Origin of the sequence: Akkermansia muciniphila (genome assembly GCF_900184965.1) — a bacterium.
In the GTDB taxonomy this organism is placed as follows: Bacteria; Verrucomicrobiota; Verrucomicrobiia; order Verrucomicrobiales; family Akkermansiaceae; genus Akkermansia; species Akkermansia muciniphila_A.
On record NZ_FXYA01000215.1, the window covers coordinates 25,127 to 40,541 of the forward strand.

11 protein-coding genes are annotated in these 15,415 nt (G+C 56.6%); 7 read left to right on the forward strand and 4 right to left on the reverse strand.

Annotation, left to right across the window (positions count from 1 at the left end; genetic code table 11):
• Positions 1–102 precede the first annotated feature (102 nt).
• Together ilvN and hrpA are read left to right on the forward strand one after the other, a co-directional pair.
• On the forward strand, positions 103–585 hold the full coding sequence (gene ilvN, locus CI070_RS10970; RefSeq protein ID WP_094136658.1) for an acetolactate synthase small subunit: 483 nt from the start codon (positions 103–105) through the stop codon (positions 583–585).
• Between the two features lie 67 nt (positions 586–652).
• Complete coding sequence (gene hrpA / locus CI070_RS10975; RefSeq protein ID WP_094136659.1) at positions 653–4,348, forward strand: ATP-dependent RNA helicase HrpA; 3,696 nt, start codon at positions 653–655, stop codon at positions 4,346–4,348.
• Between the two features lie 88 nt (positions 4,349–4,436).
• On the opposite strand, the gene CI070_RS10980 is transcribed toward hrpA, so the two are convergent.
• The gene (locus tag CI070_RS10980; RefSeq protein ID WP_094136660.1) at positions 4,437–5,141 is read right to left on the reverse strand and encodes a potassium channel family protein; all 705 of its coding nucleotides are present in this window, start codon (positions 5,139–5,141) and stop codon (positions 4,437–4,439) included.
• A 10-nt stretch (positions 5,142–5,151) separates the two neighbouring features.
• Positions 5,152–6,900, reverse strand: a complete 1,749-nt coding sequence (locus CI070_RS10985) for a TrkH family potassium uptake protein (RefSeq protein WP_094136661.1) — start codon at positions 6,898–6,900, stop codon at positions 5,152–5,154.
• Positions 6,901–6,902: 2 nt separating this feature from the next.
• Between CI070_RS10985 and CI070_RS13220 the strand changes: the two genes are divergently transcribed.
• The 3 genes from CI070_RS13220 to CI070_RS10995 are packed head-to-tail and all read left to right on the forward strand — an operon-like array spanning position 6,903 to position 10,161.
• Complete coding sequence (locus CI070_RS13220; RefSeq protein ID WP_143245652.1) at positions 6,903–7,244, forward strand: hypothetical protein; 342 nt, start codon at positions 6,903–6,905, stop codon at positions 7,242–7,244.
• Entirely contained in the window at positions 7,208–7,975 is a 768-nt protein-coding gene (gene hisF, locus CI070_RS10990; protein WP_094136662.1) for an imidazole glycerol phosphate synthase subunit HisF, read from the forward strand. Before CI070_RS13220 ends, hisF begins: the two co-directional genes overlap by 37 nt.
• A 53-nt stretch (positions 7,976–8,028) precedes the next feature.
• Positions 8,029–10,161 carry a glycoside hydrolase domain-containing protein gene (locus CI070_RS10995; protein ID WP_094136663.1) on the forward strand — a complete coding sequence of 711 codons (2,133 nt, stop codon included), beginning with the start codon at positions 8,029–8,031 and terminating at the stop codon, positions 10,159–10,161.
• A gap of 78 nt (positions 10,162–10,239) precedes the next feature.
• On the opposite strand, the gene CI070_RS11000 is transcribed toward CI070_RS10995, so the two are convergent.
• Complete coding sequence (locus tag CI070_RS11000) at positions 10,240–10,560, reverse strand: winged helix-turn-helix transcriptional regulator (RefSeq protein ID WP_094136664.1); 321 nt, start codon at positions 10,558–10,560, stop codon at positions 10,240–10,242.
• 124 nt (positions 10,561–10,684) lie between these two features.
• On the opposite strand from CI070_RS11000, the gene CI070_RS11005 reads away from it, so the two are divergent.
• The gene (locus tag CI070_RS11005) at positions 10,685–11,122 is read left to right on the forward strand and encodes a cupin domain-containing protein (RefSeq protein WP_094136665.1); all 438 of its coding nucleotides are present in this window, start codon (positions 10,685–10,687) and stop codon (positions 11,120–11,122) included.
• A 428-nt stretch (positions 11,123–11,550) separates the two neighbouring features.
• Here CI070_RS11005 and nifJ read toward each other — a convergent pair whose 3' ends face one another.
• Positions 11,551–15,129: a pyruvate:ferredoxin (flavodoxin) oxidoreductase gene (nifJ, locus tag CI070_RS11015; RefSeq protein WP_094136667.1), complete on the reverse strand. Its 3,579-nt coding sequence runs from the start codon at positions 15,127–15,129 to the stop codon at positions 11,551–11,553.
• Positions 15,130–15,192: 63 nt separating this feature from the next.
• On the opposite strand from nifJ, the gene CI070_RS13665 reads away from it, so the two are divergent.
• A complete protein-coding gene (locus CI070_RS13665) occupies positions 15,193–15,402 on the forward strand; it encodes a hypothetical protein (protein ID WP_094136668.1) in 210 nt (69 codons plus the stop codon).
• Positions 15,403–15,415: the final 13 nt, after the last annotated feature.

Genomic DNA, 15,415 nt, shown 5'->3' on the forward strand with positions numbered 1-15,415 from the left:
GCCGGAATCTCCGTTCGGGAAAACGTTTTCCGGCATCGCCGTCCGCAGGCTTGACTGGCAGTCAAAAGCGCTTACAATGCATCACCTTTAAGAAATTAAATTATGACTCGTCATACTATCTCCGTACTTGTTGAAAACAAATTCGGCGTGCTTGCCCGCATTGCCGGTTTGTTTAGTGGACGGGGCTACAATATTCATTCGTTGAACGTTGCCCCTAGCCAGGACCCGCGCTTTTCACGGATGACCATCGTCGTACGCGAAAAGGAGGATGTTCTGGACCAGATTATCAAACATCTGGAAAAACTGGTCAACACGGTGGAAGTAGTAGATTTCCGCAATACGGACAATGTGTACCGGGAAACGGTACTGACCCGCATAGGCGTGGATTCCGCCACGCGGCATGAAGTCATTGAGTTCTGCCAGATACTGGACGCCCACATTGTGGATGTCACGCGGGAGGCCCTGACCATTGAAGTGACAGGTGGCGAGCACAAGATAGACCGTTTCCTGTCCCTCATTGAGCATTATGATGTGCAGATGCTGACCCGGAGCGGTCGCATCGCCCTCCCCAAACCCTGTCAGTAAAAGAACCTTCAGGCTTTCTTCTTCAACCCTGCAGGACGTTCTTGCAGGGTTTTTTCTTCTCTTTATCATGAACATTACTTATCCGGATCTCCCCATTTCCCGCCGCCGGAATGACATTCTGGCGGCGATGCGGGAGCATCAGGTCATTGTCGTAGTGGGGGAGACGGGCTCCGGTAAGACTACCCAGCTTCCCAAAATGGCCATGGAGCTTGCCGGGGAGGCGCGGGGCAGAGTAGGGTGCACCCAGCCCAGAAGACTGGCTGCTGCTTCCGTTTCCCGCCGAGTGGCGGAAGAATTAAACTGCGACCTGGGAGGTCTGGTGGGTTACCAGGTGCGCTTTGAGGAAAAAACCGGGCCGGATACGCGCCTGAAGTTCATGACGGATGGGATTCTTCTGGCGGAAACGCAGCATGATCCGGATCTGCACCAATATCATACCCTGATTTTGGATGAGGCGCATGAACGCAGCCTCAACATTGATTTTCTGCTCGGGTATCTGCGGCTTTTGCTGGGCAGGCGGAGGGACTTGCGGCTGGTCATCAGTTCCGCGACGCTGGATGCCGGAGGGTTTTCCGAATTCTTCGGAGGCGCGCCTATTATTCAGGTAGAAGGCCGTACTTATCCGGTGGATGTCCACTATCTGCCGCCGCTGCATGACGATGAGGAACTCCCGGCTCATGTGGCGCGTGCCGTGGATTGGCTGGATACTCTGGACGATCGCGGGGATGTGCTTGTCTTCCTTCCCGGAGAACGGGAAATACGTGAAGTGGCGGAAAAACTGGAAGGCCGGAATTTGAGAAATACGCGCATTCTGCCTCTGTTCGCCAGGCTGGGCCTGGCGGACCAGCAGAGGATTTTTCATCCGGAGCGGGGATACCGCCGCATCGTGCTGGCTACGAATGTGGCGGAAACGTCCCTGACAATCCCCGGCATCATTTACGTGATTGACTCCGGCCTGGCGCGCGTCAGCCGCTATAGCCCGGCGCGCCAAGTGCAGCGGCTTCAGATAGAACCCGTCTCCAGGGCCAGCGCACGCCAGCGCGCCGGCCGTTGCGGCCGTGTATGCGAAGGCGTGTGCATCCGCCTGTACAGTGAGAAGGACTGGGAAGACAGGCCGGAATTTACGGATCCGGAAATCAGGCGCAGCGCACTGGCCGGAGCGCTTCTCCGGATGAAAGACCTGGGGTTGCCGGAAATGCCGGAGTTTCCTCTTCCGGATCCTCCTTCATGCAAACTGGTGACGGAAGGTTACCGCGCCTTGCGGGAGATCGGCGCCCTGGACAAAGCCCGGCAGCTCACGCCTGTAGGCAGGAAGCTGGCGCGGTTGCCCATTGACCCGCGGCTGGCCCGCATGCTGCTGGAAGCGCAGCATGAACAGGCCCTGCCGGAAATGCTGGTCATTGTAGCCGGCCTGGGCGTCATGGATCCCCGCGAACGCCCTGCGGATGCCGTTCAGAAAGCGGACCAGGCCCATGCTCAGTGGAAGGAAGAAGACAGCGACTTCCTGTCCCTGCTCAAGTTGTGGAAGGCTGCATGGCAATTCCGGGAGGGAAAGCGCTGGCGCAAAAACCAGCTTCGGAAATGGTGCGGGAAAAATTTCCTCAATTTCAACCGCATGATGGAATGGTTCAATTTATGGGAAGACCTTTCCAGGCTGGTCAGGGAAACCCTGAAATGCAAGATTTCCCCTTTGGAAGAGGAAGCGGAGCGGCAGGCTTCCTTTGCCATGATTCACCGGAGCATTCTGGCGGGCGTTCCGCGCCAGTTCGGCCTTTGGGATGCGGACAACCGGGAATATCGCGGCGCCGGAGGGCGTTCCTTCGGCATTTTTCCCGGTTCTGCTCTGTTCCGCCGTAAAAAAAGGAGTGAGTGGGTCATGGGCGTGGAGCTGGTGGACACCACGCGCCTGTGGATGCGCCGCGCCTCCATTTTGGAACCGGAATGGGTGGAACAGGTAGCGCCCCATCTGTGCGAATCACACTATTCCGGAGCGCGGTGGGACAGGGAACAGGGCGCCGTTTACGCCGTGGAACGCGTCGTGTGCGGCGGCTTGCGCATCATTGATAACAGGCGTGTGCACTATGGCCGTATCAATCCCGTCCATGCGCGGGAAATCATGATACGCGAAGGGCTGTTGGGCGGCGGTTTCCGTGCGAAACCCGCCTGTATCAGGCATTTGGAAACGCTCCGGGAGGAAGTTCGGCAGATAGAACTGAAATTGCGCCGCCCGGACCAAGTCTGGTGCGAGGAAGGAGTTTTTGAATTCTTTAACAGGCTTGTTCCGTCGGACTGCTGTACGGCCAGGGCCTTTTTGCGATGGGCCGCCGGTGTGGAAAAGAAAAACCCGGAAGCTCTGCATGTTCCGCCGCAGGAAGCCATGTACGAATTCTGGGGGAAAGATCTGCTGGATGGTTTTCCGGATGAAATCACCTGTAACGGCGCGGAATACGTCGTGTATTACCAGAACGATCCCGGCGCGGAAGATGACGGCGTGACCCTGGGCGTTCATATCGACCAGTTGCCGGATATTCCCGAATGGTTGCCGGAGTGGGGGGTTCCGGGCCATCTGGCCCAGCGGGCGGAATGTCTGCTGCGCACTCTTCCCAAGGATTTGCGCGTCTTTCTCCAGCCCATCAGCCAAAAGGCAGCCTACTTTGCGGAACTGAGGCATGGCCTGGAACCGGATGGACCGCTGGCAGGGAAACTGGCGGAATTTGTGGAAGTGGAAACGGGAAAATTTTGCGCGCCCTCCTTTTTTGATATGAACCGTCTTCCTGCGGAGCTGGTTACGAAAATATGGGTGTGCGATGATGAAGGAGAGGAGCTTGCCATGGGCACGGATGTTGCGGAACTGAATAACCGCCTGGGTAAAAAGCTTTCCCGCCGGTTCCAGAAAACAGCGGAGGATATCATGTCCGTAACCGGCATGAGGGAATGGCTCTGCGGAGATTTGGAATACACGGTGGATGTGGCGGGAAGGCCGGGTTATGTGGCTCTGGTGGATGAAGGCGCATCCGTGGGCGTCCGTGTTTTTGAGGATGAACTGCGCGCTGCGGAATCCCACCGGGAAGGATGCCTGCGTTTCATGCGCCTGCGCCAGACGGACCAGCTTAACCATCTCCGCAAAAAATTTCCGTTGAAGATGGAAGGAAAGCTCTCTCTCCAGATGCTCGGACGGGAACCGTCTACCAATGCGGAAGACCTCGTGGACGTTGCTGCGGAGACAGCTATGGGCCGTCCTTTGCCGCGCACGGCGGAACAATTCGCTGCTGCGGAAATGAATCTGCGACAAAACCTTTTTGACGCGGCGCATAACGTGGCGGATATATGGGAACTGGTGGCAGGTACGGAACATGCCGTCAGAGACTTTATGGCGTTGCAAAAGGGCGTGCGCCATACGGAGCGCATCACGACTGACCTTCGGCGCCAGCTTGACTGGTTATTGCGCCCCCGTTTCCTGTGGGCGCATGGAGCGGAACGCTTGCCGGACCTGAAACGGTACATGCAGGGAATTGCGGAGCGCATCAGGCGCATCGGCCAGCAACCCCTTGCCAAGGAGCTGGAACGCTTGGACCTCTTTGAACGCGTCTATTTTCCCTGGCGTCAGGTTTTGGAGAAACATGCCGGAGACCTGCGCTGGATGCAATACGGTTATTTGCTGGAAGAATACCGCCTGGCCATTTTCGCTCCCGCCATTTCCGTCAAAGGCCGCGTCTCTGAAAAACGTCTGATAGCTTCTTTTGAGGCGTTATCAAACCAGTAAAACAGACTGGCGGCTGACTGGTAAGGCAGCTTGGCCGTTTTTCTGAAATGGGGAGGAGTACCCCCCCAGTTTACTTGCGGAGAATGGTTTACAATCCCTTGGATAATTGGGCGAATTCAATCAGGTTTGTTTCCTTGCCGAACAGGACCAGAATGTCGTGGTCTTCAAAAATGAGATCCGGGGAAGGAGTGCCGATGACGGGAATGCGCGGGATGGACAGGATTTCCCGGCGGCCCTGCGGAGTCTGGGCTTCCCCGCGGCGGATGGTGAGCAGGTTGAGGTGGTGTTCCGTGCGCAGGCCCACATCCCGCAGGAGCTTGCCCACCCAGATGCGCGGCACGGCTATTTCCACGATGCTGTGGTTTTCATCCATGGGGGACACGCGCAGGAATTCCGGGGATTCCAGCTGGCTGGCAAGCTGCTTGGAAGCCACGCGGGACAGGTTGATGAGCGCATACACGTTCATCTGGCTTAAAATATGTTCGTGCACCGGACTCATGACGCGGGCGTAAATATAGCGGACGCCCATTTTCTGAAGGTGCGTGACGACGAGGAGATTTTCTTCAAAACTGTCCCCGATGGCGACGATGACGGCGGACTGGTCGTCCAGTTCCAATTCACGCAAAGCGGCCGGATTAGTGTAATCCGTCACCACGGCATAGGTCACCAGATCCTTGATTTGCTCCAATTCTTCATCCGTGGAGGCGACAGCCACTACTTCAATATTGCGGGCGGAAAGTTCTGTGCAGAGTTCCTGTCCAAACTGGCCCAGGCCGATAACGGTGTATCTCATAATGGTATATTCAGGTTAACGGGATTTTGACGGATGGATAGCGGTAATGCCGCGGAGTGGGGGCGCCGGCCAGCGCAATGAGAAAAGCGAAGAGCCCCACGCGACCGGCGAGCATGTTGATGATAAGAAGATATTTGGAAGGATCGCTTAAATCTGGGGTGATGCCCCGCGACACGCCTACCGTAGCAAAAGCGCTGCAGTTTTCAAAGAAGATATCCAGCGAGCTCATGGAGGGCTCCAGGGCGCAAATCAGGACGGTAAAGCAGCCGATCCAGGCGCAGGAGACTACTACGGTAATCACGCAGCGCGCTACGGTGCGCTGGTCGATGCGGCGGCGGAAAAATTCCACATGATCCCTGCCGCGGAGGATGCGCAGTATTTCCGCGCCTGCAATGGCGCAGGTAGTGGTTCTCATGCCGCCTGCCGTCCCGCCGGGGCTGCCTCCCACCACCATCAGACCGCACATAATGAGGCTGGCCGCGGGCAGATAGCGGCTGTAATCGCTGATGTTGAATCCCGCCGTGCGGGCCGTAACGCTGTCGAAAAGACAAATCCAGAGGTGTTCCCACAACGGTTCCGCGGCATGGGGAGAGGAAACGGCAAAGATAGCCAGGGCGCCTCCCGCCAGAAGAATCCCCGTGGAAATCATCACCAGCTTGAAATAAGGGGTCCACTGCATGTGCAGGCGGCGGTGTTTGGAAAAGAAGCGGTTCGCCAGGCGTGAATTAATTTCCTTGTAAATGCCGAATCCCAGGCCGCCGCATATGATCAGCGCCATGATAACCGCCTGCCCGCTGTGGCACAGGCGGATGCCCGGTTCCATCAAATTCATCGGGAAAGTTGAAAAACCTGCATTGCAGAAGGCGGAAACGGAGTGGAACAGGGAATGCCACCACAAAGGTTCCCCCATCAGGTTGATGTCCTTCCCTTCCCAGGAGAAATAAAGAAGGACGGCACCGCACAGTTCAATGAACAACGTGCTGACCACAATAGTGGTGATAAAGGAGACGACGGCCCCCAGATTGTCTTCATCAAGCAGATCCGTCAGCAGCACGCGGTCCCTCAGGGAAAAACCCTGGCCCGCCACCATGGCTACGAAGTAGGCGAACGTCATGATGCCGAATCCGCCAATCTGGATAAGGGCAAGCGTGAACAGTTCCCCCAGCGGAGTGAAAGTATGGGCAAAATCTACGGTGTTCAGACCGGTGACGCATACTGCGCTGGTGCTGGTGAACAGGACATCCGTAAAACTGAGCGTAATACCCGGATATGTGGAATTAGGCAGCAGAAGCAATCCGGCGCCTGCCAGGATGACCACACCCAGGGAGGCTACAAACTGCATGGCGGGGGCCATGAGAGGCCGGCCTCTCTTTTGCTTGCCCACCAGCCATTCAAAAATCCTGGTCAGGGACATCAGCGTGGGAATGGCAATCAGCCCGGCCGTAATCACCAGGCGGGAAAGTTCCGTGAACCTCATGTATCCCGCTTCCTGTTGTTCCCTGGCAATCAGGAGAAAAATCATGAGGCAGCTGGCGATTTGGAAAATCAGGAGCCTCAGGGAAGGGCGGTTGATTTCCTTCCGGAAATAGGATCCCAGAATGCCCGTCAGGTGGCCCAGCGTGGCGACGGCTGCAATCAGGCGTGACCATTCATATTCCGTCCGCGTCAGGGGCCATCCCAGCTCCCAGACCACCGCCCCCAGAAGAATGGCAATACAGACGGCTGCAAGTTTGGTGAATCCCGAGCGTGTGGTAGTCATGGATGGAGATGCCTGATGCGGAGTTTACCACCTGGGCATGGGAAGAAAAGCTCTTAGGCCGTTTTATACATGCGGGCGAGAAGGGGCGGATGCCGCGTTGCGTTGTTTCACGGCGGGGCAGGGCCGCTGGAAAATGGGTTAATGGCATTGATAAATTTCAATCAATTTTTCTTATTGGCGTATACGAGCGGCAGGGCTGCCGAAAAGGGCATCAGATCAAAAAGGAGAGATTTTTTATCAAAAGGCATCCCGCGGCAAGCCGTATTTTAGGCTTTTCCTTTAGCGGCCGTGATGGCTTGATAGGGCCGTGCTGGCTAAAAGAATTATTCCGTGTCTGGACGTAACGAACGGCAGGGTCGTCAAGGGGACCAATTTCATCAATCTGAGGGATGCCGGGGATCCGGTAGAATGCGCCAGGGCGTATGATGCCCAGCAGGCGGACGAACTTGTTTTTCTGGATATTACCGCTTCTTCCGATGGCCGTGCCACCATGGCGGACGTTGTGCGCCGCACGGCGGCATGCTGTTTTATGCCGCTGACGGTGGGCGGCGGCATCCGTTCCGTGAAGGATATGCGCGAAATGCTTCTGGCGGGTGCGGACAAGGTCTCCCTGAATACGGCGGCTATCAATCGGCCGGAATTGATTAATGAAGGTGCGGCGGCTTTCGGGAGCCAGTGCATCGTCGTCGCTATTGACGCCAAACGCCAGACTTCCGGCAAGTGGGGCGTTTCCACCCATGGGGGAAGGAAGTTCGTGGGGTTGGATGCCGTGGAATGGGCCGTGGAGGCGGAACGCCGCGGGGCCGGGGAAATCTTATTGACCAGCATGGACGCGGACGGGGCCAAAACAGGTTATGATATTGAGTTGACCCGCGCCGTAAGCAGTGCGGTGCGCATTCCGGTAATCGCCAGCGGGGGAGCGGGTAATTTGGACCACATGGTGGATGTGCTGGTGGAAGGAAAGGCGGATGCCGTGCTGGCGGCTTCCATTTTCCACTTCGGGGAATATACGGTGCCGGAAGCCAAGGCTTACTTTGCTTCCAAAGGGATACCCGTACGTCCTCTGGCGGAATAGCGGCAACGATTTTTCTTTTGAAAGAAAAGGGAATTCCGGCGTATATATAAAGTATGCGCCGTCTTTTTTTCCCTCTATGCTCCGCCATTGCCTTAACGTCTTTTGTCCAGGCCCAGTCCCTAGAGAGGCATCCCCTGTATGAACCCGCCCTGGTTTCCGCAGGAACCCCAAGCGATGCGGGTAATTTATTTGCCGGAGCCAAAGTAACCGCTTCCGGTCATTACGGCAGTGACCGTCCGGAACTGGCCGTGGACGGGCAGGCGAATAACGCCGGCAAATACTGGGGTTGCGAGGGCATTCCCGTCTGGCTTCAAATAGATATGGGAAAACCCCGCACGCTTTCCGCCCTGCATGTATGGCCCTATTGGGAGGGAGGGCGCATTTACAAATATAAAATAGAAGGATCCGAAGACGGGAAGAATTGGAACATGTTGGCGGATCAGTCTTCCAACAGCATTGCCGCCACTTCGGAAGGCGTTCCCTTCAAATTCAATCCGCAGACGGTCCGTTACGTTAAAATCACTTTTTTAGACAATAGCGCCGGCAATGATAAGGGGGGGCACCTGGTGGAAATCAAAGGGTACGGCCCCGATGCCGCCCTGAGCCTGCAAGCTGCAGCGGTGAAGGATTATGACCGTATTCCTTACAACGGCGCTCCCGGGCAGGAAATGCTTCAGGATGCCGTGCGTCTCTCCGGCTGGAGAGGCGAACGCGCCGGCGGGCAGATTGCCGTCTGGTCTTCCCGGGCGCAGCCCCAGTTATCGGCCTCCTGCGCCGGGGTAAAAAACGCTGCCGGACAGGTTATCCCTGTCCGGACGTCCATGATACGCTACACCAGGGGCGGCAACAGGCTGATTTCAGATATCATCGGCAGCGAAAACAGCTGCGATCTGCAGGCCGGAGGCGTGCGTCCGGTGTGGGTGGAAGTCAATATACCCCCGTCTGCCAAACCCGGCGTGTACAAAGGAAAAATAGTGGTTTCCGCTGAAAGCGGCTCTCCCGTCAGCGTGCCGGTAATTCTGGAGGTGGCGCCGGAATCCCTGCCCGCTCCCGCTCATTGGCAAGTTCATCTGGACTTGTGGCAGCATCCGCAGGCCGTGGCCCGCTGGCATGATGTGGAACCGTGCTCTCCGGAGCATTTCGCGCTGATGAAACCGGTGATGAAGAGGCTGGCGGACGCCGGGCAGAAGGCCATTACATGCTCCCTGATTGATGAAGCCTGGAATGCCCAGACTTATGACTGGTTCCCGCCCATGATTGAATGGGTCAGAGGCAAAAACGGAACCATGCGCTGGAATTACGCCAATTTTGACAAGTGGGTTTCCTTCATGATGAACGAGGTGGGCGTTAAGGGGCAGATATCCTGCTACACCATGATTCCCTGGAACATGAAAATCCGTTATCTGGATGAGGCGACCGGAAAGTACAAGTTTCTGGACCTTAAACCGAATGATTCCTCTTACGAAGCTATCTGGGGGCCTTTCCTGACGGATTTCCGCAAACACGTCAAGAGCAAAGGATGGCTGGACAAAACCTGCATCGGACTGGATGAACGGCCGGACGCAATGGTCAAAGCGGCCAAGAACGTGCTGGACAAGTATGCCCCGGAATTCAAAATCGTTTCCGCCGTCAACCGGCCTACGGCCATGACCCGGGACGTTTATGACGTCTCTCCCGTTATTGACCATGCAGGCACAGTCACGGGCGATTTGCTGGCGCAGCGCAAGAAGGAAGGGAAAAAGACGACGTTCTACGTCTGTGTTCATCCCAAAAAGCCTAACACCTTCACTATTTCCCCGCTGGCGGAGGCGGAATGGCTTCCCCTCTTTGCGGCCGCCAATCATCTGGACGGCTTTTTGAGATGGGCTTATAATTCCTGGAACCGCAATCCGTTTGAAAAAACGGATTTTGGGAACTGGCCCGCGGGAGACTGCTACCTGGTTTATCCCGGCAATCTCAGTTCCCTGCGGTTTGAAAAACTGCGGGATGGCCTGGAAGAATTTGAAAAGGTCAATATCCTGCGCGCCCGGGCCGCGAAAAATCCTAAGGCGAAAGCCGCTGTAGCCCGCATGGATGAAGAGCTTTCCAGGCTCTTTACCGTGGAAAAAAGCCGTGGGAATTCCCATGAGGATGATGTGCGGAAAGCCCGTGAAATCATCCGTAAAACGGCGGAAATTTCCCGCTGACTTTTCCGCGGAGGAAAAAGAAACCGCTGCATTTCCATCTCTTTCCGGGAGCTTGGTTCAGACGCCGGACAGGGAGAATCAGCGGTTTCTTCTTTGATATTGAGATCCCCATTCCTCCATGGAGGCCAGGATGGGGCGCAGGCTGCGTCCCAGTTCCGTAAGAGTGTACTCCACGCGCGGAGGCACCTCAGCGTACACCTTTCGCGTAAGGAGACCATCCTTTTCCATGGAACGCAGGTTCGCGGTCAGGACCTTCTGCGTCACAGGACCAACGGACTTGCGGAGCTCTCCAAACCGCCGGGTGCCTTGGAGCAGATCACGGAGGATGAGCACTTTCCAGCGGGAGGAAATCAGTTGGAGAGTCGTTTCAACAGGACATGATGAAATATGATAAGTCATTTATTTTAAGATATGGTTTCTTTCAGGAACCTAGGGCACTATTTTCTGCCTACTTTACAGAAAGAATGTTGCCGCCTATTTTAATAAGCGCCTGCCGTTACGGCAAGCATCAACAGATAATGTCATGAACAAGATCATCACAGCCAATTACAGGGAGGCGGAGCCTCAGGTTATCAGCCGGGACGGCAATTCCTTTGCGGTAAAACCCGTCATTCAGGAAGCGGATGCCGGAAAATGTGCGGCCAGTTTCGTGGAAGTGGAGCCGGGGGCGTACGCCTATGGCTATCATTACCATGAAGTGAATGAAGAGGTATTTTATATCATCAGGGGCCATGCCGTTGTGCGTACTCCTGAGGGTGAAATAAGTTTGAAAGAAGGGGATGCGATTGCATTCCCCGCCAGTCCGGAGGGAGCGCATGTTATCCGCAACGGATCCGCAACGGAGAAGCTGGTCTATCTGGATGTGGGCACCCGCCTGACGCCCGATGTGGTCCACTTTCCGGATACGGCATCCGGAATGGTATGCTCTTTCTCCGGTGTGCACCATTTCCGGGAATCTTGAAGAAGCATTCCTGCTTTAACTCCTTTTTCCGGTTTCTCCGCTGGCGCGGCCCGCAGGAAAGAAGGGCCGCGCTTTTCTGGTGGGAGGGCGCGAGGGAACCGGTATTTCCCTGGCCGCATGAAGTGCTCGCCTTTGCCCTGGGCATGTCGGCAGCGGAGGCTGCGGCTGTATGGAAGCCTTTAGAACCTCCGTTCGGAAATGGAGCCCTATAATAGGGCGTTCTTATTCTGTGTTGCAGGGGTGGAAAGACTGAATTCCGGTTTTCAGGGAAGGCGGCTCTGGCTCGGAAAGCCTGCTTGCACGGCTTCATGGTGGAAAAACGGCCCCTCCCAAATATTCATGGTTTGTTTCCCATGAAATATCCGGCAGTAAAAAACGCCCCTGCCGGATACACCGGACAGGGGCGTTGAAGTTAAGCGGCCTTTGCCTTATTCTGCGGGCTTGTCGGCACCCATGCCGGCAATGCTCTGGTACAGGTTCCAGCGGTGCCAGACATCCTTCTGGGCTTCTTCAAGGAGTTTTTCAAATCCTTCCTTATTGGTCTTCGCCAGAAGCTTGAAGCGGTTTTCGCTGAGCAGCACATCACGCAGATCGCCCTTCGGGCCCTTGCCTTCCACAATCAGCGGATTCTTGCCCTGGCGGGTCAGGTCCGGATTATAGCGGTAGAGCAGAACCCGGCCGGAATCCACCCATGCCTTCTGTTGCTGCAGGCCCTTGGCCATATTGATGCCGTGGGAGATGCAGTGGGAGTAGGCGATGATGAGAGCCGGGCCGTCATAGGCTTCCGCTTCCACAAAGGCTTTCAGCGTGTGTTCGTCCTTGGCGCCGAGGGCGACGGAGGCCACGTACACGTTGCCGTAAGTCATGGCCATGAGCCCCAGATCCTTCTTCACGCCGGGCTTGCCGGTCGTGGCGAATTTGGCTACTGCGGCGCGCGGGGTGGATTTGGAGCACTGGCCGCCGGTATTGGAGTATACTTCCGTATCCATGACCAGCACCTTCACATTCCGTCCGCTGGCCAGGATGTGGTCCAGGCCGCCGTAGCCGATGTCGTAGGCCCAGCCGTCGCCGCCCAGAATCCACACGCTCTTGCGGACGAGTTTGTCCGCAAGGGTCAGGAGACGAGCGCATTCCGGCTTGCCGGCGATTTTCTTCTTGAGTTCTTCAATGTTTTCACGCTGTTGGGCGATGTCCGCCTCATCCTTCTGCGGATTGGACAGTATCCGGTCCACCAGTTCCTGGCCCACGACGCCGGCGGCTTCATGAAGAAGCTCAATGGCGTGTTCCATCTGCTTGTCCAGGGAGACGCGGAAGCCAAGACCGAATTCGGCGTTATCTTCAAACAGGGAGTTGGCCCAGGCGGGGCCGCGTCCTTCGGAGTCATGGGACCACGGGGTGGTGGGCAGGTTGCCGCCGTAGATGGAGGAGCAGCCCGTAGCGTTGGCTACCACCAGGCGGTTGCCGAAGAGCTGAGAGAGCATTTTTACATACGGAGTTTCACCGCAGCCGGCGCAGGCGCCGGAGAATTCGAACAGCGGGCGCAGCACCTGCATGGAGCGGATGTTATCCGTCTTTACCTTGGTGCGGTCCACGTCCGGAAGGCTCAGGAAGAAGTTCCAGTTGGCTTCTTCCTTGTCGTGAATCTTCCCGGCCGGAACCATGGTCAGGGCCTTGTGCGTCGGGTCCGTCTTGCTCTTGGCGGGGCAGACGTCCGCGCAGAGCGTACAGCCCGTACAGTCGTTCGGGGAAATCTGAATGACGAATTTTTCTCCCTTCCAGTCCGGATGCTTGGCATCCAGGCATTCAAACCTTTCCGGAGCGTTCGCAAGGGCGTCAGGAGAGAAGAATTTGCTGCGGATGACCGCGTGCGGACAAACGGCGGTGCACTTGCCGCACTGGATGCAAAGGGTCGGATCCCATTCCGGCAGGTCCAGGGCCAGATTGCGCTTTTCGTACTGGGACGTGCCGTTCGGGAACGTGCCGTCCACAGGCATTTGGCTGACCGGGATGCTGTCGCCTTCGCCGCACATCATCTTGCCGAGGATGTTTTGGACGTAGTCCGGAGCGTCCGGGGACATGGCGGACGGAATGGCGTGTCCGTTGACAGTCTTGCCGGTTGTGTCCACCTGATGCAGATTTTCCAGCGTGGCGTCCACGGCGGCAATGTTTTTGTCAACAACATCCTGCCCCTTCTTGGCGTAGGTTTTGGCAATGGCCTTTTTGATGTAGCCGATAGCTTCATCCGCGGGAATCACGCTGGCCAGCTTGAAGAAGCAGGTCTGCATGATCATGTTGATGCGGCCGCCCATGCCTGTCTTACGCGCTACGGCAAAGGCGTCAATCGTGTAGAGCTTGATGTTCTTGTCCAGAATCTGCTGCTGCATGCGGGCGGGCAGCGTGTCCCAAAGCTTGTCCGCAGGATGCGGGCTGTTCATCAGGAAAGTGGCGCCGTTGGCGGCATTCTTCAGAAAATCGAACAGATCCAGCAGGGAGGGCTGGTGCAGAGCCAGGAAGTTTGCCTTGGTGATCAGGTATGTGGACTTGATCGGACGGGGGCCGAAGCGCAGGTGGGAAATGGTGGAGGAGCCTGATTTCTTGGAGTCGTATACGAAGTAGCCCTGCACATACAGGTCCGTATGCTGGCCGATGATCTTGATAGCGTCCTTGTTGGCGCCCACGGTGCCGTCGGACCCGAGGCCGAAGAACATGGCCCGCGTCACGTCGTCCGCTTCCGTGGAATAATCTTCATCATACGGAAGGCTGGTTCCCAGCACGTCGTCGTTGATGCCGATGGTGAAATGGTTCTTGGGAGTGTCCAGAGCCAGGTTGTCATAGACGCCCTTGACCATGGCGGGGGTGAATTCCTTGGAGGAGAGGCCATAGCGTCCGCCTACCACCTTGGGCATGCCGTCGGTGAAGGGCAGCGTGCCGTTGGCCTGGGCGTCGAAGAGGGCCTGGATGATGTCCTGGTGGAGCGGTTCTCCCTGGGAGCCGGGTTCCTTGGTGCGGTCCAGTACGGCAATTTTCCTGACCGTAGCGGGAAGCGCCTTGACAAGTTCGGTGGCGGGGAAGGGACGGAACAGGCGCACCTTCAGCACGCCCACTTTGGCGTTTTCCCGGGTCATCATGGCTTCTACCGTTTCTTCCACGGCTTCAGCGCCGGATCCCATCAGGATAATGACGCGTTCGGCGTCCGGAGCGCCGGTGTAGTCCACCAGATGGTAGGAACGGCCGGTAAGTTCCGCGAACCTGTCCATGGCGTTCTGGACAATGGCCGGGGTGGCTTCATAGAAACGGTTGACCGTTTCACGTCCCTGGAAGTAAACGTCCGGGTTTTGGGCAGTGCCGCGCAGGACGGGAGCATCGGGAGTCAGAGCCCGTTCCCGGAAGGAATCCAGCCATTCCTGCTTGATCATGCCGTTCAGGGTGTCGTCCGTGATGTTTGCAATCTTGCCGATTTCGTGGGACGTGCGGAAACCGTCAAAGAAGTTGATGAAAGGAATGCGGGATTCCAACGTGGCGGCGTGGGAAATGACGGCGAAGTCCGCCGCTTCCTGGGTGGAGGAGCCGCACAGCATGGCCCATCCGCAGGAACGGGCGCTCATCACGTCACTGTGGTCGCCGAAGATGGAGAGGGCCTGGTAGGCCAGGGAGCGGGCGGCCACGTGGAACACGGCGGGAGTCAGTTCCCCTGCGATTTTGAACATGTTCGGGATCATCAGCAGGAGCCCCTGGGATGCGGTGAACGTGGTTGCCAGCGCTCCGGTCTGGAGGGCGCCGTGAACGGTGCCTGCCGCGCCGCCTTCACTCTGCATTTCCACCACGGAGGGAACGGTGCCCCACAGGTTCTTCTTGTTGACGGCGGCCCAGCTTTCAGCTGATTCGCCCATCGGAGAAGATGGTGTAATGGGGTAAATGGCAATGACTTCAGAAAAACGATAGGCTACGGAGGCTACGGCTTCGTTAGCGTCAATCGTGCTGTAAGTTACGGTTGTCTGATCACTCATAAGTCTGCACGGATAGTTATAAGATTGATAAATAAGGTGCGTCTTAACGAGGATATTTATAACATGTCTGATGCCAAAGGTAAAAGCAATTATGCGTATGTGGGGTTTTGCGGGTCATTTTTTAATAATAAGACCAGTTTCTTTTCAATTCCTTTGAATATCGTGTTTTATGTGGTTCTGTCCGGGCTTTTTGCAAGAGCGGCGGGAAGGCCGGGGCGTGTTCCGGATCAACCCCGGCTGCCAAAAATGCTCCTCTGCCTGACAATGCGCTAGCCAAAACGGAAGC

Coding starts and splice junctions, on each gene's coding strand:
- ilvN (WP_094136658.1), top strand. CDS start 103: ATGACTCGTCATACTATCTCCGTACTTGTTGAAAACAAATTCGGCGTG.
- hrpA (WP_094136659.1), top strand. CDS start 653: ATGAACATTACTTATCCGGATCTCCCCATTTCCCGCCGCCGGAATGAC.
- CI070_RS10980 (WP_094136660.1), bottom strand. CDS start 5,141: ATGAGATACACCGTTATCGGCCTGGGCCAGTTTGGACAGGAACTCTGC.
- CI070_RS10985 (WP_094136661.1), bottom strand. CDS start 6,900: ATGACTACCACACGCTCGGGATTCACCAAACTTGCAGCCGTCTGTATT.
- CI070_RS13220 (WP_143245652.1), top strand. CDS start 6,903: ATGGAGATGCCTGATGCGGAGTTTACCACCTGGGCATGGGAAGAAAAG.
- CI070_RS10995 (WP_094136663.1), top strand. CDS start 8,029: ATGCGCCGTCTTTTTTTCCCTCTATGCTCCGCCATTGCCTTAACGTCT.
- CI070_RS11000 (WP_094136664.1), bottom strand. CDS start 10,560: ATGACTTATCATATTTCATCATGTCCTGTTGAAACGACTCTCCAACTG.
- CI070_RS11005 (WP_094136665.1), top strand. CDS start 10,685: ATGAACAAGATCATCACAGCCAATTACAGGGAGGCGGAGCCTCAGGTT.
- nifJ (WP_094136667.1), bottom strand. CDS start 15,129: ATGAGTGATCAGACAACCGTAACTTACAGCACGATTGACGCTAACGAA.
- CI070_RS13665 (WP_094136668.1), top strand. CDS start 15,193: ATGTCTGATGCCAAAGGTAAAAGCAATTATGCGTATGTGGGGTTTTGC.